This window comes from Paenilisteria portnoyi (assembly GCF_014322795.1).
GTDB classification, from domain to species: Bacteria; Bacillota; Bacilli; order Lactobacillales; family Listeriaceae; genus Listeria_A; species Listeria_A portnoyi.
This window is the reverse complement of record NZ_JAASTT010000002.1, coordinates 148,641-165,118: the sequence shown is the minus strand read 5'-3', so window position 1 is coordinate 165,118 and position 16,478 is coordinate 148,641. Positions and strand designations below refer to the sequence as shown.

The 16,478-nt window shown below is 42.7% G+C and carries 18 protein-coding genes and 1 riboswitch; of the genes, 17 read left to right on the top strand and 1 reads right to left on the bottom strand.

What is annotated here, in order from left to right; all coding sequences use genetic code 11:
• Positions 1–51: 51 nt before the first annotated feature.
• The 12 genes from fur to HCJ66_RS02195 all read left to right on the top strand — a co-directional run bounded on the left by fur (position 52) and on the right by HCJ66_RS02195 (position 11,195).
• Positions 52–507 (top strand): ferric iron uptake transcriptional regulator, encoded by a 456-nt coding sequence (gene fur / locus HCJ66_RS02250; RefSeq protein WP_036093626.1) that lies wholly within the window; start codon positions 52–54, stop codon positions 505–507.
• Between the two features lie 262 nt (positions 508–769).
• On the top strand, positions 770–1,138 hold the full coding sequence (locus tag HCJ66_RS02245) for a nuclear transport factor 2 family protein (RefSeq protein ID WP_187131689.1): 369 nt from the start codon (positions 770–772) through the stop codon (positions 1,136–1,138).
• A gap of 29 nt (positions 1,139–1,167) precedes the next feature.
• Complete coding sequence (gene xerD / locus HCJ66_RS02240) at positions 1,168–2,061, top strand: site-specific tyrosine recombinase XerD (RefSeq protein ID WP_187131688.1); 894 nt, start codon at positions 1,168–1,170, stop codon at positions 2,059–2,061.
• Between the two features lie 32 nt (positions 2,062–2,093).
• Entirely contained in the window at positions 2,094–2,912 is an 819-nt protein-coding gene (locus HCJ66_RS02235; RefSeq protein ID WP_187131687.1) for a purine-nucleoside phosphorylase, read from the top strand.
• Positions 2,913–3,215: 303 nt separating this feature from the next.
• The gene (gene lysA / locus HCJ66_RS02230) at positions 3,216–4,526 is read left to right on the top strand and encodes a diaminopimelate decarboxylase (protein ID WP_187131686.1); all 1,311 of its coding nucleotides are present in this window, start codon (positions 3,216–3,218) and stop codon (positions 4,524–4,526) included.
• Positions 4,527–4,538: 12 nt separating this feature from the next.
• Positions 4,539–5,282, top strand: a complete 744-nt coding sequence (locus HCJ66_RS02225) for a segregation/condensation protein A (protein WP_187131685.1) — start codon at positions 4,539–4,541, stop codon at positions 5,280–5,282.
• On the top strand, positions 5,279–5,851 hold the full coding sequence (gene scpB / locus HCJ66_RS02220; RefSeq protein ID WP_343068947.1) for an SMC-Scp complex subunit ScpB: 573 nt from the start codon (positions 5,279–5,281) through the stop codon (positions 5,849–5,851). Before HCJ66_RS02225 ends, scpB begins: the two co-directional genes overlap by 4 nt.
• Positions 5,852–5,896: 45 nt before the next feature.
• A complete protein-coding gene (locus HCJ66_RS02215; protein ID WP_181675183.1) occupies positions 5,897–6,628 on the top strand; it encodes a pseudouridine synthase in 732 nt (243 codons plus the stop codon).
• Between the two features lie 359 nt (positions 6,629–6,987).
• Positions 6,988–7,707 carry a response regulator transcription factor gene (locus tag HCJ66_RS02210; RefSeq protein WP_036078261.1) on the top strand — a complete coding sequence of 240 codons (720 nt, stop codon included), beginning with the start codon at positions 6,988–6,990 and terminating at the stop codon, positions 7,705–7,707.
• A gap of 121 nt (positions 7,708–7,828) precedes the next feature.
• Complete coding sequence (locus tag HCJ66_RS02205; RefSeq protein ID WP_187131684.1) at positions 7,829–9,610, top strand: HAMP domain-containing sensor histidine kinase; 1,782 nt, start codon at positions 7,829–7,831, stop codon at positions 9,608–9,610.
• 27 nt (positions 9,611–9,637) lie between these two features.
• Positions 9,638–10,147: an acyl-CoA thioesterase gene (locus HCJ66_RS02200; protein WP_425487907.1), complete on the top strand. Its 510-nt coding sequence runs from the start codon at positions 9,638–9,640 to the stop codon at positions 10,145–10,147.
• A 64-nt stretch (positions 10,148–10,211) separates the two neighbouring features.
• Positions 10,212–10,337, top strand: a riboswitch (FMN riboswitch).
• A gap of 249 nt (positions 10,338–10,586) precedes the next feature.
• Positions 10,587–11,195, top strand: a complete 609-nt coding sequence (locus HCJ66_RS02195; protein ID WP_187131683.1) for an ECF transporter S component — start codon at positions 10,587–10,589, stop codon at positions 11,193–11,195.
• 15 nt (positions 11,196–11,210) lie between these two features.
• Here HCJ66_RS02195 and HCJ66_RS02190 read toward each other — a convergent pair whose 3' ends face one another.
• Positions 11,211–11,459, bottom strand: coding sequence for a ferredoxin (locus tag HCJ66_RS02190; RefSeq protein ID WP_187131682.1), 249 nt, complete (start codon positions 11,457–11,459; stop codon positions 11,211–11,213).
• Between the two features lie 179 nt (positions 11,460–11,638).
• Between HCJ66_RS02190 and HCJ66_RS16400 the strand changes: the two genes are divergently transcribed.
• The 5 genes from HCJ66_RS16400 to HCJ66_RS02165 all read left to right on the top strand — a co-directional run bounded on the left by HCJ66_RS16400 (position 11,639) and on the right by HCJ66_RS02165 (position 16,456).
• Positions 11,639–12,649: a helix-turn-helix domain-containing protein gene (locus tag HCJ66_RS16400; protein WP_187131681.1), complete on the top strand. Its 1,011-nt coding sequence runs from the start codon at positions 11,639–11,641 to the stop codon at positions 12,647–12,649.
• Positions 12,640–14,040, top strand: coding sequence for a RecQ family ATP-dependent DNA helicase (locus tag HCJ66_RS02180; protein WP_187131680.1), 1,401 nt, complete (start codon positions 12,640–12,642; stop codon positions 14,038–14,040). The genes HCJ66_RS16400 and HCJ66_RS02180 overlap by 10 nt, the downstream gene beginning before the upstream one ends.
• A 9-nt stretch (positions 14,041–14,049) precedes the next feature.
• Positions 14,050–14,643 (top strand): CPBP family intramembrane glutamic endopeptidase, encoded by a 594-nt coding sequence (locus HCJ66_RS02175; RefSeq protein ID WP_187131679.1) that lies wholly within the window; start codon positions 14,050–14,052, stop codon positions 14,641–14,643.
• Entirely contained in the window at positions 14,636–15,412 is a 777-nt protein-coding gene (locus HCJ66_RS02170; protein WP_343068946.1) for a LysM peptidoglycan-binding domain-containing protein, read from the top strand. Before HCJ66_RS02175 ends, HCJ66_RS02170 begins: the two co-directional genes overlap by 8 nt.
• Positions 15,413–15,493: 81 nt before the next feature.
• Positions 15,494–16,456 carry an asparaginase gene (locus HCJ66_RS02165; protein WP_187131677.1) on the top strand — a complete coding sequence of 321 codons (963 nt, stop codon included), beginning with the start codon at positions 15,494–15,496 and terminating at the stop codon, positions 16,454–16,456.
• Positions 16,457–16,478: the final 22 nt, after the last annotated feature.

The following is a 16,478-nucleotide window of genomic DNA, read 5'->3' as shown; positions in this document are numbered from 1 at the left end:
TTATAAACTACTAAGTGAGAATGATTGTTTGTTCCCGAGGGAGGGCATAAAATGGAAGGCCGTATTCAACGGATTAAATCACAATTGCATGAAGCAAGCTATAAATTAACACCACAGCGCGAAGCAACCGTACGTATTTTATTAGAAAATGAGAAAGACCATCTGAGCGCGGAGGATGTTTATTTACGCGTCAAAGATATTTCACCAGATATTGGATTAGCCACAGTTTATCGTACGCTGGAACTTTTAACAGAATTACGCGTGGTTGACAAAATTAATTTTGGAGACGGCGTGGCACGTTATGATCTTCGTAAAGAAGGCGCTAAGCATTTCCATCATCATTTGGTATGTTTAGAATGCGGCTCTGTCGAGGAAATTCAAGAGGATCTTTTAGATGATGTTGAGAAAATTGTAGAACAGAAGTGGGACTTTCTTGTCAAGGATCACCGCCTAACATTTCAAGGCATTTGTACGGTGTGCAAAAGCAACATCAAAAAAGCCGAATAAAATCGCCCAGCAGGCCGACAAACGCTCACCTCCGTTGTTAAAAGCTGTGCTCCGTTGCTCATGTACTTTCGTACATTCCGCTACGGTGCTCGCTTTTGCCTAGGATTTGAGCATTTGTCGGCCCGCTGGGGTTCGACGGTGGACATGTGAACCATCGGAGATGAGAGCGTTTGATCGAGTATCGGTCGAAGTATTTCGTTTTTACTTTCGTAATGGTGCGGTTTTTGGTATACTGGTGTGGCAGGGCAGGAGGCGTCTGATTTTGGATTGGAAGGAAGTTGTTTTGCGGGAGGAAGCGTTGCGTAGGGCAATGTTGGCAAGTGATGTTTCTAGTTTAGATAAGCTGCTAGCGGATGAGCTTGTTTTTGTGGATCATCTCGGTCGAAAAGTGACGAAGCGGGATGATTTAGAGGCGCATAGGCAGAAGCGTTTTCAGTTGCATCAACTGGATATTGTGGCGCAGGATAAGCGTGTCGTTGGCGGGAATGTAGTCACGGTTTCTGAAGTGGTACTTGCTGGTATTACTGATGGAGAAGCGTTTACGGATCGATTGGTGTATACGAGGGTTTGGCGGAAGGATGTCGAACATGGTTGGCAAGTGACGTCGGGACGGTGTACGCGGATTAAGTAGCTTAGGAACGCCATTTGAGGAGATTACTTATGAATGATTTGATACTCGATTTTTTACATTTTTTGCAGGTTGAGAAGGGTTTGTCGGCAAATACGTTGGTGGCCTATGAACGGGATCTGCGTTATTTTGCGCGTTATTTGGAGGAAGAGCAGGAAGCGGTGGCGATTCGCGACGTAGAACGAATACATATTGTGAGCTTTATGGCTTATGCTAAATTAGAGGGGAAATCACCGAGAACGATTGCGCGCTACATTGCCTCATTGCGTTCTTTTTTTCATTTTCTGCTACATGAAAAATTAGCGGACCGGGACCCGATGATTCAAATTGAGACGCCGAAACAGGCGCAGGCTTTACCGAAAATTTTGAATCTGAATGATGTGGAGAAGTTGCTGGAGGCGCCAAATGGGGCAAATCCGCTGGGGATGCGAGATCAGGCCATGTTAGAGGTCTTGTATGCGACGGGGCTTCGGGTGACGGAGTTGGTAAGGCTTCAGATGGACGATTTGCATTTGCAGATGGGCTTTATTCAGACGATTGGAAAAGGGGATAAAGAGCGTATTATACCGCTTGGCAAAACAGCGACAACAGTTTTGGAGCATTATTTGGAATTTGGACGTCCGAAATTGCGACGGGTGTCGGAGCGCAATGATTTTGTGTTTTTGAATCATCATGGACGCGGCATGACACGGCAAGGTTTTTGGAAGAATTTGAAACAGATTGCGGCTAAGGCTGGGATTGATAAACCGATTACTCCGCATACATTGCGTCATTCCTTCGCGACGCATCTGCTGGAAAATGGGGCCGATTTACGCTCTGTTCAGGAATTACTAGGCCATGCGGATATTTCAACGACGCAGATTTATACACATGTTACGAAGGCTCGTTTAAAGGATGTTTACAAACAGTATCATCCACGTGCTTAAGTTTGGATAATGAAAAAGGAGCGATTTTGACAATGAATTATACAAAGGTTATGGAAGCGGTCAAAAAAATTAAGGAAACATATAGCGGTAAACCGAGAATCGGACTTATTTTAGGGTCGGGGTTGGGCGTTTTGGCAGATGAAATTACAGAGCCAACTGTGATGAAATACAATGATGTGCCGTATTTTCCAGTTTCTACAGTGGAAGGTCATGCGGGTCAATTTGTTTTTGGTAAATTAGAGCAACAAGAAGTGGTTGCGATGCAAGGGAGATTCCATTTCTACGAAGGCTATTCGATGCAAGATGTGACGTTTCCTGTTCGCGTTATGAAGGAGCTGGGCGTTGAAATTTTAATCGTAACGAATGCGGCTGGCGGTGTGAATGAGTTGTTCCATGCAGGGGACTTGATGCTGATTTCAGATCATATTAATTTCACTGGAACAAGCCCGTTAATTGGGCAAAATGATGAGCATTTCGGGCCGCGCTTCCCGGATATGTCTGATGCGTATCGTTTAGATTTGCGGGAACAAGCACGATTGCTAGCGCAAGATTTGGAAATAGAAGTTCGCGAAGGTATTTACGCAGGATTTACGGGACCAACATACGAAACGCCTGCGGAAATTCGAATGATGCGTACGCTTGGCGCAGATGCTGTTGGGATGTCAACAGTTTCTGAGGTCATCGTTGCTAATCATTGTGGCCTGCGTTGCCTTGGCATTTCGTGCATTACGAACATGGCGGCAGGGATTCTGGATCAACCACTAAGTCATGAAGAGGTTATTGAAACGACGGAGCAGGTGAAAGAAACGTTCCTAACATACGTGAAAACGCTCGTTGGAAATGTAAAATAAAAATAAGAACGGAGTCTGGTGCAACACTTACGAATTGGGCATCAGACTCCTTTTTGGCAGTACATAAAAATCATCCGAAATCTAAAAGAATTGGAAAACGTGATATTGGCTATTGTTCTGGAACGTGCTTGTATGCTACTATATAAAAGAACTTTTATATCTTCTGCGCACAGCCAAACGCTCATTACCGTTGTTAAAAATGCTGTTTCGATGCTTTTCGTGTCGGTTCTCATTTTCTAGGGTTTAAGTGGTTGTTGGTGTCTGGGGACAAAGTGTGATTAATCAAGCAAAGGTGGGATTGACGTGGCGTTTGAATCATTTGGGACTATGCGAGTGAATGAAGTTGGACATCTAGAAATTGGAGGGGTGGACACTTTGAAGCTGGTGCAAAAATATGGCACACCGCTTTATGTATATGACGTTGCGTTGATCAAAGAGCGTGCCCGTGGTTTTAAGAAAACGTTTGAGGAGCTCGGTGTAAAAGCGCAGGTTGCTTATGCGAGTAAGGCTTTTTCGGCGATTGCGATTTATCAATTAATGCATGAAGAGGGTTTGTCGCTTGACGTTGTTTCTGGTGGTGAATTATATACGGCGATGCAAGCTGGATTTCCGGCGGAGCGAATTCATTTTCATGGGAACAATAAAACGAGACAAGAGATGGAAATGGCGATTGATTATGGGATTGGCTGTATCGTCATCGATAATTTTTATGAGATTGAACTATTAGCAGAAATTTTGCGTGAAAAAGCGGCTTCTGTGTCTGTTTTGATTCGCGTAACGCCTGGTATTGAGGCGCATACGCATGATTATATTTTGACAGGGCAAGATGATTCTAAATTTGGATTTGGTTTGACGAATGGCCAGGCGGAGGATGCGATTAAGCGTGTGCTGGCAATCGATGTTTTCCATTTGATTGGGCTACATTGTCATATTGGGTCGCAAATTTTTGAGACGACGGGTTTTAAATTGGCGGCACATCGGATTATGGAGCAACTGGTTACTTGGCGTGATACGCTTGGTTTTCATGCGGACGTGCTGAATCTCGGTGGTGGGTTTGGGGTGCGCTATACGGCGGACGATCAACCGTTACCACCAGCTCAGTATGTGCGCGAAATTATTGCGGATGTGCGTGAGGTTGCGATGGCGAATAATTTGGATATGCCAGAAATATGGATTGAGCCGGGTCGTTCGCTTGTTGGTGAGGCGGGCACGACGCTTTATACGATTGGTTCGCGTAAAGAGGTGCCGGAGATTCGTAGTTATGTGGCTGTGGATGGCGGAATGTCAGATAATATTAGACCTTCTTTATATGAGGCGAAATATGATGCTGTCATCGCGGAACGTCCGTTAGAAGAACCGGATGAGACGGTATCGATTGCTGGGAAATGTTGTGAGTCTGGCGATATGCTAATTTGGGATTTACCACTTCCAAAATCGGATGCTGGTGAGGTTCTGGCAGTATTTTGTACCGGTGCTTATGGCTATTCCATGGCGAACAATTACAATCGGATTCCTCGTGCTGCGGTTGTTTTCGTGGAGAATGGGGAAGATAAGTTGGTTGTCGCACGAGAAAGTTACGAAAATCTGGTACAACTGGATTTACCGCTTCATTAAGGTGGGTTTTCTATGACAGGAATTAATTTTAAGGTAGAGGCATTTGAAGGACCGCTTGATTTGCTTCTACAACTGATTCAACAACTGGAAATTGATATTTATGATATCCCAATGGCGGATATTACCGATCAATATTTGGAATATATTCATTTAATGAAAGAGATGGAGCTAGATGTTGCTAGCGAATATCTCGTGATGGCGGCGACACTTTTGGCGATTAAAAGTAAAATGTTGTTGCCAAAGCAAGAGCTTGAGGTTGACTTTGAATTCGATGATTCTGTCGATCCGCGTGATGAATTAGTGGAGAAATTGATGGAATACAAGCGTTTTAAAGAGGCCGCGAAACAATTGAAAGAAAAGGAATCGGAACGCAATTTTTATTTTGGGAAGGCGCCGATGGATCTGGGAGAATACGATACGTCAGGTAAACAGGCGAATTTAGACGTGTCGCTCAATGATATGTTAGGGGCTTTTCATAAGATGCTCCGCCGTAAAAAAATGAGTCAACCGCTTCATACGCGCATCACAAAGCAGGAAATTTCGATTGATCAGCGAATGAATGATGTGATGGACCGGATTGAAGTTGCGCGAGGTCGGGTTGTATTTGAGGATTTGTTCGATGCGGTGACAAAGGACGACCTGATTGTGACATTTTTGGCCGTGTTAGAATTGATGAAACGCCGCCAAATCAGTGTGGAGCAGTCTGGTAGTTTTGCCACGTTATATGTTTTTAGTAGAGGTGAAGAAGAGCTGTGAGTAAAAAATTAGGAATCCTTGAGAGCTTGCTGTTTGCAGCGGGGGATGAAGGTCTGAGCACGAAACAACTGACAGAGGTCATGGAAATCAGTCATATTGAAGCGCTGAATTTGTTGGAAACGCTCAGTGATAGCTATGCAAAATCGGCAGAACGTGGTATTGTTCTGTTAGAGCTCGCAGGGACGTTTCAGCTAGCGACGAAAAAAGAGCATGCGACATATTTACGGAAATTAGTCGAAGTACCTGGCAACACGACGCTTTCTCAGGCATCGCTTGAAACGTTAGCGATCGTTGCCTATCGCCAGCCGATTACGCGAATGGAGATTGATGATATTCGTGGTGTGAAAACGGATGGTCCGATTCATACGCTGATTGCGAAGGGCTTGATAATGGATAAAGGTCGCGTAGAAGGTGCTGGTCGTGCTAAACTGTATGTGACGACATCCGAATTTTTGGATTGCTTCGGATTGAAGAATTTAGACGACTTACCATCGATGGAGAACATTGATTCTGAGGAAATGATTCAAGATGAGATGGACTTGTTTTTCGATCGTTTTGGTGGGAAATAGGATAGATAGTACAATAATTAGTGAATAGCTAAAAAGAGGTGCAAGATGGAACGGTTACAAAAAGTAATTGCGAATGCAGGAATCACGTCGCGTAGAAAAGCCGAAGTGATGATCGAAGAAGGAAAAGTAAAGGTCAACGGAAAAGTAGTTCGAGAGTTAGGACTTAAGGTCGGAAACTCAGACAAAATTGAGGTAAACGGCATCGAGCTAACACAAGAAGTGAAACGCTATTTCCTGTTATATAAACCACGTAGCGTTATGTCTGCTGTATCGGATGACAAGAAACGGCGCGTTGTCTCTGACTTTTTCGTGGATATTCCAGAACGGTTATACCCGGTTGGTCGCTTAGATTATGATACTTCTGGCTTGCTTCTGATGACGAATGATGGCGATTTTGCCAATCAATTAATGCATCCAAAATATGAGGTTGAAAAGAAATACATCGCGCGTGTGAAAGGTATTCCGTCAAAAGAAGCCCTGCGTAAATTAGAAAATGGCGTCATGATTGAAGGACGCAAGACGGCGAAAGCGAAAGTTCGTTTGCAGACTTTTGATAAGAAGAAAGAAAAAGCAATCATCGAGGTTGTCATTCATGAAGGACGTAATCGCCAAGTCCGTAAGATGTTTGACACCATTGGGCATCCAGTTCAGAAATTATCACGTGAAGCATATGCTTTTCTTGATTTAAAAGGGTTGAATGCTGGTGAACGTAGAGAGTTGACGCATCATGAAGTGAAGCGATTGAAGGCATTGACTCAGTTTGGTGACAAGAAGTAGTTTTCAAATAAATAGCTTAGAATTCAGGGAAAATACAACTGCCGTAGAGAATTACAGATAATATTACTTTTTCAATGAAAGTCTAGGGAATGTGTGTCTTTATCCCTAGTTTTTTGTTGCCGTTTTATGCAAAGTATTCATTGTTTTTCACAAACTAAGGCTTAAAAATAGCTAAAATAAAAAAAAGCATGTATAATTTGTCCAAGATAGTAGCTTTCTTTTTTTAATTTGGAGTTGTCTGTGCTATAGTAAAGTTGTGAACAAAATGACAATAAAAAGGTACGAAAGACTTGGGGAAAATGAATACATACCGAAATAAGTTTCCTTTTTTAGAGAAACGAGTAAGGGGATGATTACCTATGAGTGAGCAAGTTAAAATTCTCGTTGTGGATGACGAAGACCGGATCAGGCGTTTACTTAAGATGTATCTTGAACGTGAGAATTATAAAATTGAAGAAGCTAGTGATGGAGATCAAGCGTTACAGCTCGCAATTGATAATAGTTATGATGTCATTTTGCTTGATTTAATGATGCCAGGAAAAGACGGCATTGAGGTTTGTCGTGAATTGCGTGAATATAAAGCGACTCCGGTTGTTATGTTGACAGCGAAAGGCGAGGAAGCAAATCGGGTGCAAGGATTTGAAGTCGGTGCAGACGATTATATCGTGAAACCGTTTAGTCCGCGTGAAGTTGTCCTGCGTGTCAAAGCTGTTTTAAGACGCGCGCAACAACATAGCCAACCTGTTGCAACGAGCGTACCAGGTGATATTATTACTTTCCCACACTTAAAAATTGATAATGAGGCGCACCGAGTTATTGTGGAAGGCCAGGAAATCAATTTGACACCTAAAGAATATGATTTACTATACTATTTAGCGAAATCACCAGATAAAGTGTTTGATCGTGAATCGTTATTAAAAGAAGTTTGGCGTTATGAATTTTTCGGGGATTTGCGTACGATTGATACGCATGTCAAACGTCTACGTGAGAAGTTATTCGATGTTTCAGAGGAAGCTGCTAAAATGATTGTGACTGTCTGGGGCTTAGGCTACAAGTTTGAAGTGACAGAAACAGAGTAAAATAAGCTATATAGGAATAGATAGGTTTAACAATGCCTATCTATTTCTTGGTATATTGTAAGTTTCTGCGAGAAAAGCAAGCAACGGGATGCTTGAAATTCGGATTAAAGGGCTGGTGACAATGAGATTTTGGCATAGTATCGTAGGGAAAATTTGGGGTACGATTATTCTTTTACTAACAGGAGTTTTGGTGGCCACCGGATTTTTTGTTGCGATTGTTTACGAAGATAAAAATACAGAGCAAATCACTGGCGGAATCGAAACAACGACAGAACATGTCGGGAATTTAATCGAAGGTGGAATTGACTTGGACGCGCTGGAGTCTGCTTTTCAATTATTGGATAAGTCTACAGGTGTTATTGTAGAGCAGAATGGGAAAGTGGTTGCTTCCAAACAAACATCGATGCATTTAGAGAGTGCAGCCTATGATCATTTGTTTGAAGATGAGAAAATGAATGAGCACTTATCTGAGGGGAAATTTATCCTTGAAAAATATAATTTCTATGGTGAGGGTAATGATGATACAGTACATATGGGAGCCCAGCATTTTAAGACATTGGACGGTAATATTAGTACGGTCTATGTTTACAGATCCTATGAAGATATTTTGAAATTAACGGGACAAGTTACGAAAACATTGCTTATATCGGGGATTATGGCGATTCTAGTTACTTCGGTATTGTCGTTTATTTTATCGTCACGTATGGCGTATCCGCTCAGGGAAATGAAGAAGGTTGCTATCGCTGTTTCGAAGGGGAATTTTGACAATCGGGTGCCAACCTATACGCATGATGAAATTGGGGACTTAGGGATTGCATTTAACAAAATGGCGCAACAACTGAAATATAATATTAGCGCGCTAAGGCAAGAGAAGGAACAGTTATCCAATATTTTAGTTGGGATGGCGGATGGGGTTATTAAGTTTAACATTGATAAGACGATTATTTTGAGTAACCCGCCGGCGGAGCAATTTTTACATGATTGGTTTTTCTCGACGGAAAATGAGGATAAAGTGCTTATCCCGCCTAATTTAGATTTGATGCTGACGAATATTTTGGAAACGCGTGAGGAGCAGGTTGGCGAGATTGTGTTTGGTGATCAAACGTATGTAGCCATTTTGACATTGCTTTATAATGGGGATGATATTCGAAGTATCGTGACGGTGATCCGGGATATGACGGAGGAGAAGCGACTAGAGAAGATGAAAACGGATTTTGTGAACAATGTGTCGCATGAGTTGCGGACGCCAATTTCGATGCTTCAAGGCTACAGCGAGGCGATTATTGATGGTGTGGCGCAGACGGATGAAGAGGTGCGCGAATTTGCCCAGATTATTTATGATGAGTCACTGCGAATTGGTCGGCTTGTGAATGATATGCTAGATTTAGCTCGGATGGAAGCAGGTTTTGAGCAGTTGGATAAACAGCGCTTGCCGGTCGAGCCGTTCCTAGATAAAGTCGTTTCCAATTTTGAAGTATTGGCGAAGGATAATAATGTGAAATTACAGCTGGTGGTAGATGATCATGACTTGGAGTATACATTTGACCCAGATCGAATGGAGCAGGTGTTGGTGAATTTAATCATGAATGCGATTCGTCACACGGGTCGAGAGGATTACGAAGGTGTTGTGGAAGTACATGAAACGGCAGATTTTCATGCGGATGAGCTCGTGATTAAGATTATCGATAACGGAAGTGGCATTCCTGAGGCGGATATTCCATTCTTGTTTGAGCGGTTTTATAAAGCGGACAAGGCGCGTACTCGTGGGAAAACGGGGACGGGAATTGGCTTATCCATTGTAAAAAATATCGTCGAAGCGCACAATGGTAAAATAACAGTAGAAAGTCAACTTGGCATTGGTTCCACATTTATTGTCACGTTGCCGCTTTCTACGGATATATAAAGGAGTTTGATGAAATTGACAGAACGCATGCAAAAATTTTGTAAAGATTCATTGGTAATTAAGACAAGTCGGGTGTTTCCATCTGATACAAATAATCATAATACGCTATTTGGAGGGCGTTTGATGACGTATATTGATGATACTGCCTCTATCAGCGCTTCTCGTCATTGTCGGACGGGTATTGTGACGGCTTCCACGGATTCGGTCGATTTCTTGCAGCCCATTAAAAATGATCATTCGGTATGTTTGGAGTCTTATGTGGCTTCAACGGGTCGTTCATCGATGGAAATTTTCGTGAAAGTAATTGCGGAAAACCTGAAAAATGGCGATCGTTATTTGGCGGCTACTTCTTTCCTGACGTTTGTCGCGATTGATGATAATGGCAAAACAGTCGAAGTCCCAACGGTTGTCGCACAGTCAGATGAGGAAAAAATGATCAGCCGTGATGCACAAGAACGTAGTTTGGCAAGAAAGAAACGCTTGACACAAAGTCGGGAACTTGCGGCGGCTCTTTCGACGGAGATTCCATGGGGGTAAGCAAGCGGTTTTGCATGAAGGCTTTGCTTATGGTACAATAACGTACGTAATACAATAAAATATAGTTCATCTTCGGGGCAGGGTGTAATTCCCGACCGGTGGTTAAAGTCCACGAACTGTTTCTTTTTGAGATGGTTGATTTGGTGTAATTCCAAAACCGACAGTATAGTCTGGATGGGAGGAGATGTTGGTTCGCTTACTTTTGGCGCACTTACTTGAAAAATTGGCTAGTTATGGTCTATTTGGATTGGACGTTTTTAAGCTACGGTTTTTTTTAGTGTGGTTTTCTAGAGTCTTATTTGAATATACTATGCTTGTTTGGATTTTCACATACCATCCCTCGAATATTTTTTCGTGGGATTTTTTTCGTGTTTGTGTGCGTAGGGATAAAGGGAAACCGCAGATTCTTAGGATGAACATCTAAGGAGAAGTGATTTTGATGAAGAAGTATTCTTTAAAGGCGTTTGTAAGTATTGCAGTATTGGGAGCGGTGGCGTTTGTCATCATGTTAATTCAATTTCCGTTATTGCCAAGTGCACCATTTTTAAAATTGGATTTCAGTGATATTCCTGCTATTATTGGCGGTTTATTATTCGGACCGCTCGCGATTGTACTGATTGAGTTTGTGAAGAATGTGTTGGAGTATTTAGTAACAGGGAGTTTTGTTGGGGTTCCAATCGGGGAACTAGCGAATTTCTTATCTGGTATTTGTTTCGTGTTACCAATTTACTATGTTTTCCGCTATACACGCTCGACGAAAGCAATGATTTTAGGTGCTGGGGTTGGGACGGTGACGATGACGGTTATGATGTCGTTGTTTAACTACTTTATCCTATTGCCGTTTTATATCACGATTGGTGGTTTGCCAGCTGGCACGAATATTGCGGCGCTTGTTACGACAGCGATTGTGCCATTCAATTTACTAAAAGGTGTTGTTGTGGGAGCTGTGTTCATTCTTGTTTACGGTAGAATGAGATCGTGGATTTTGAAAAATACGATTGTTAAATTAAAAGTGAAGAAAGATAAAAAGAATCACGGCGTTGTATAATGGTTTTCGATATAATTAGGATTCAAATTTTAGCGGGTCGCCTTGAAATGGGTGGTCCGCTATCTTTATGGATAGGGATGGGCAGGCTTGTTCGGCGTCTATCGCGTCGTTTTCTAATGTCGGTGGAATTGGATGTGTGCCGCAGTTATTGTCAAGGGTGTTGTAGGCTAGTCCTTCGTCGTTGTAGTCGAAAATATCGGGAGCATGGACGGAACAGGCGCCGCATGCGATGCAGGTAGATTGATCGACAATAGTATATTTCATCGTTTTGATACCTCCTGATTTTAGCTGTGTAATGGTTCTTTCTGTTATTATAGAACCATTTGGAGATTCTGTACAGTTGTGTTTAAATAAGGGGTAAAAAAGTTTTTTGGGAAATAGGGATGTCGAACAAATGTTTTCGTGTTAAAATAGATGAAAAGAACGGGAAGGAGCTGGTTGGGGTGGATGAATTAGATCATTATTTGTTAGGGATTATAGCTTCTTTTCCATTGAAACGAAAACCAGCTTTTTTATTCGCGGTTGCAACGGGGAAAAGGACAGGTCAGGCTGTGCAGGATTCACATTTGTTTGAAGTGACAGCTTTGTTTGGCTGTGTGCCAACACTCCGGCAGGTGAATTTCGACGCAAGGTTAAAGCGGATGCAAGAGGACGGTTTGCTCGGGATTACGGAAGATGGCGTGGCGTTATTGAGAGAAATCGAGTCCCCTTTTAAGACGCGTTTTCCGTACATAGACGGGTTTTTATATCAGAATAGGACGAATGCTTTTTTTGAAAGATTATTATTGGCGATTCAGGTTTTTAGTAATTTTAAGCATGAACAGAAGCATTATTTACCTATTGTTCGGGATGAGCAGGCGCAATTTGCAGTGAAACGCTGGCTGGCAGAACATTTGGCGGGAGAGACAAGAGATGTGGTGCGCGGGCGTTTTTATGTAGAGCTAGAGCAGTGGTTGCAGCAGGTGGATGGAGCACTTTATGTCCCACGTTTTTCTGGCGGGGTTTACATTGGTAAGACGGCGCTTCAAGTAGCCGCGGAATTAGGATTGTCGCCTTGGAAATATTATTTCGAGTGGCTGAATGGCTTGCATCAGTTGTTTGCTCGAATAACGGATGATTTTCCACTTTTAGAAGGGCTAATGCCAGGTGCGGCTCACGGGTTGACGAGTTCGGCCAGGAAAACGTGGCAGCTTGCGGAACAAGGTGTGTTGTTTGAGAACATGGCGGCAATCAGGCGTTTGAAGGAAAGTACGATTCAAGATCATATTGTCGAAATTGCGGCGACGATTCCTGGATTTAATGTGCTTTCTTGGGTGGATAGTGAGATGATTGCGGCAATTTCACAACAACAATGGCGCTCGTTAAAGGATATCAAACAGGCTTTTCCGGCATTGGATTATTTCCAAATTAGATTAGCGCTGATTGCTAGAAGGAGTGGCGTCATATGCGGTTAGAGCAAGAATTAGAGCGGTTTTTAGGATTTCGTGATTTTAGAGTTGGGCAACGGGAAGTCGTGACGCATGTACTGGATGGGAAAGATTGCTTTGCGATGCTACCGACGGGGACTGGGAAAACGGTGTGTTACCAATTGTCGGGATATTTGCTAGATGGTACGGTGCTTATCGTGTCGCCGCTTTTGTCATTGATGCAAGATCAGGTAGAACGGATGCGGGCTAACGGGGAAAAACGAGTCGTTGCGCTAAATAGTTTTTTGAGTTTGCAAGAGAAACAGCGCGCACTTGAGGATTTATCGGCCTATAAATTTATTTTTGTTTCTCCGGAAATGCTTGCTAATAGGCAGATTCGGATGGCAATTCAGCGTTTAACGATTGGACTTTTTGTAGTGGATGAAGCTCACTGTATTTCGCAGTGGGGCCATGATTTCAGACCTGATTATTTGGAACTTGGTACAGTTAGGGCGGAACTTGGCTCCCCAGTGACGCTCGTTTTGACGGCAACAGCAACGAAAAAAGTGCGAGCGGATATTAAAAGGCAATTGCGCTTGACGGCGTGTGTAGATGTAATTCATTCGGTGGATCGACCGAATATCGCGCTGGATGTGCAAAAACTGGATTCGAGGCTTGAGAAACAGGCACAACTTTTGAAATGGACGGGTTTGCTAAAGGGACCTGGCATCGTTTATTTTTCTAGTAAAAAATTGGCGGAACGATATGCGTATGAGATTGCAGAACAGCACGGATTGCGTACAGCTTTTTATCATGGGGATATGAGTGGTGAGGACCGTGTGACGATTCAGCAGCAGTTTATTCAGAATCAGCTGCACCTTATTTGTGCGACTAGTGCGTTTGGGATGGGCATCGATAAAGGAGATATTCGCTATGTGATTCATTTTCATATGCCAGGAGATCTGGAGGCTTATTTGCAGGAAATTGGCCGTGCTGGGCGAGATGGTGCACCGAGCATTGCGATTTTACTTTACGCGGACGGGGACGAGGCGATTCAGCTTCAATTACAGGATCGTGATTTGCCTGAAGAGGAGTTGGTGCATCTGAGTCCGGCTTTAACGGAGCAGTTGCCAATAACGGAGCGACGTTTTTTGGAATTTTACCGAGAGCTTGGATTGACGCCCAACCAAATTAAAGAGAAAATCCAGTTTCGTAAGCGCTGGAAACGTGAAAACCTCTACACCTTTTTGAATTTTATAAAAGGGATTACGTGTCGGCGCCAGTTTGTTCGTCATTATTTTGAGGAAGAGGCAAAGCAGGTGGCTGTTTCTAATTGTTGTGATATTTGTGGTGTGGACCATTCCGATTTTGAAGGGGAAAACGTGACGATTGAGGAGCAACAAGATTGGCGGAAATATCTGGAGTACTTACTGAAATGAGGATGACATATGGCGAATTCGGTTGAGATAATGAAAAATATGTCCAAAAAAGAAATAACACGTGTTTTTTTATTGCAAAATGGGTTGTTAATTTTACTTGGAATTGGTATTATTTTTATCAGTACTGGTATTTTAAATTGGATGGGGCAATTGAGCTTTGATTGGCTTTTTGTTTTCCTAGGTATTGCTTTGGCATGTGTAGTTGGAGGGCTCAATATCTGGTTGGATCGCTTGTTGCCAGAACGCTTAACAGATGATGGTGGGATGAATAGGCTTATTTTTAAGCACCGAAAACCGCTAGATATTTTTTTGCTTTGTTGTTTGATTGGTATCACGGAAGAATTTATTTTTCGTGGGATCATCCAAGTTTATTTCGGTTTTTGGGCGAGTATTATTTTATTCGTACTTGTGCATTTTCGGTATTTAAATAAAGTATATCTGTTGTTCAATGTTATAATAACTAGTATAATTATTGCAGGACTATTTCAAATTAGTAATCAGAATTTAATTGCCGTAATAATATTTCATATCGTGTTCAATTTTATTGGTGCGTTAGATATGAGAAATAGATATCAGAATGAAGGAGGGGTCGCGCGTGGTTAAGAAAGAAGACGAAAACACAGGTAGAGCAGACGATCAAGAGTTTAAACAATTAGGTGAAGAGTACGATGATGATTATATTGATTCGATCCCATCACGCTCCCAAAGCAGACGCGCTAATAAATCAAAGAAAGCCATTTTTCGCTATCCAATATTGAATTTATTAATTATTTTCTTTTTGCTTATTCCGATTGTGTGTTTAGGTGTGTATTTGTTCGTGCTTAATTTTGGCTCTAATAGTGAGGACAAAGTGACAACGGAAAATGCCCAAACGGAGACAACAAAGCCTAAAGAAGTAAACATCGCGAGCAATGAAGCAAAAATAAAAGAAGCAAAAGAAAAAGCCGCAGCTGATGCAAAAGCTAAAGAAGAAGCGGACAAAAAGGCAGCGCTCGAGAAACAACAAGCGGAAGAGGCAGCGAAGAAGGAAGAAGAGGCTCAGAAAGCAGCAGCTGAAAAAGCAGAGCAAGATCGTATTGCAGCCGCCAAAGCCGAAGAAACGCGTAAGCAAGAAGAAGCCGCAGCTGCCAAACAAGCAGAGGAAGATCGCTTAGCTGCTGAGGCGAGACAAAAAGAAAAAGATGCGGCAGAAAAAGCAGCAAATGAGGCAGCGTCATCCCATACGGTTGCAGCTGGCGATACGCTATACAAAATTGCGCGCCAAGCTTATGGTAATACAAACGTGGCCGCGAATGTCGCAAAAATTAAGCAAGCGAATGGCATAACGAATGACAATGTGCCAATTGGAACGGTGCTTAAGATTCCGCAATAAGCATATGAAAAAAATAAGAAAAATCGAGAATGACAATGAACCGTTTTTCTCGATTTTTTTCTGGGAAGCAAGGTGTGTTTTTTGGCAAAAGTAGCTTTGATTACGACTGGTGGAACGATTGCGAGTACGAAGACGGAGTCGGGGCGATTGGCTTCGGGAGAGCTTTCGGGGCAAGAGTTAGCGGCGCTTTGTGAGCTGCCTGTAGAAATTCAGATTGACATTTTTTCGACGTTTCAGTTGCCATCGATGCACATTACGTTCCAAGATCTATTGTCGCTAAAGGACTTGGTGATGCAAGTTTTTGAGGATGATACATACGATGGGATTGTTGTGACACACGGGACGGATTCGCTGGAGGAGACGGCTTATTTTCTTGATTTGGTGATTAGTGACGCTAGACCGGTTGTCGTGACGGGGTCGCAACGGGCACCAGGTGAGGCTGGGACGGATGCTTATATTAATATTCGGCATGCCATTTATACAGCGAGTGTAAAGGAATTACGCGATACAGGGACAGTCGTCGTTTTTAATGAACGTATTTTTGCGGCGCGCTATGTAAAAAAAGTACATGCATCCAATATACAAGGGTTTGGCGCGTTTGGTTTTGGTTATTTAGGGATTATTGACAATGATCAAGTTTTTCTATACCAGAAGCCTGTGGAGCATGAATCGTATCCGATTAAGCGTGGGATGCCGTCAGTTTACATCGTGAAATGTTACTTGGAAGCGGATGGGTTATTTATTGATGCGGCACGTGAAGCTGGTGCGGATGGCGTTGTATTGGAAGGTGTTGGACGTGGGCAAGTTGCGCCTAAAATGATGCCAGCAATTGAGCGCGCACTGGCAGCGGGAATTCCAATTGTTATATCGACAAGCGCCGAAGAAGGCAATGTTTATACTACCTACGATTACGAGGGTAGCACGTATGATCTCTATAAAAAAGGCGTCATACTTGGAAAAGATTATGATAGTAAAAAGGCGCGCATGAAATTGGCGGTTTTAATTGCCGCGGAAGAAGAAATTTGCCAAACTAATTTCAGATAAGACGAAGGAGTCGAACCATAAA

What these genes read in the sequence shown, in the direction of transcription:
- HCJ66_RS02190 (WP_187131682.1), bottom strand. Translation starts at nt 11,459, where the DNA reads ATGAAATATACTATTGTCGATCAATCTACCTGCATCGCATGCGGCGCC.
- HCJ66_RS02235 (WP_187131687.1), top strand. Translation starts at nt 2,094, where the DNA reads ATGAATTATACAAAGGTTATGGAAGCGGTCAAAAAAATTAAGGAAACA.
- xerD (WP_187131688.1), top strand. Translation starts at nt 1,168, where the DNA reads ATGAATGATTTGATACTCGATTTTTTACATTTTTTGCAGGTTGAGAAG.
- HCJ66_RS02210 (WP_036078261.1), top strand. Translation starts at nt 6,988, where the DNA reads ATGAGTGAGCAAGTTAAAATTCTCGTTGTGGATGACGAAGACCGGATC.
- HCJ66_RS02215 (WP_181675183.1), top strand. Translation starts at nt 5,897, where the DNA reads ATGGAACGGTTACAAAAAGTAATTGCGAATGCAGGAATCACGTCGCGT.
- HCJ66_RS02200 (WP_425487907.1), top strand. Translation starts at nt 9,638, where the DNA reads ATGCAAAAATTTTGTAAAGATTCATTGGTAATTAAGACAAGTCGGGTG.
- fur (WP_036093626.1), top strand. Translation starts at nt 52, where the DNA reads ATGGAAGGCCGTATTCAACGGATTAAATCACAATTGCATGAAGCAAGC.
- HCJ66_RS02175 (WP_187131679.1), top strand. Translation starts at nt 14,050, where the DNA reads ATGGCGAATTCGGTTGAGATAATGAAAAATATGTCCAAAAAAGAAATA.
- HCJ66_RS02205 (WP_187131684.1), top strand. Translation starts at nt 7,829, where the DNA reads ATGAGATTTTGGCATAGTATCGTAGGGAAAATTTGGGGTACGATTATT.
- HCJ66_RS02195 (WP_187131683.1), top strand. Translation starts at nt 10,587, where the DNA reads ATGAAGAAGTATTCTTTAAAGGCGTTTGTAAGTATTGCAGTATTGGGA.
- HCJ66_RS02225 (WP_187131685.1), top strand. Translation starts at nt 4,539, where the DNA reads ATGACAGGAATTAATTTTAAGGTAGAGGCATTTGAAGGACCGCTTGAT.
- HCJ66_RS02180 (WP_187131680.1), top strand. Translation starts at nt 12,640, where the DNA reads ATGCGGTTAGAGCAAGAATTAGAGCGGTTTTTAGGATTTCGTGATTTT.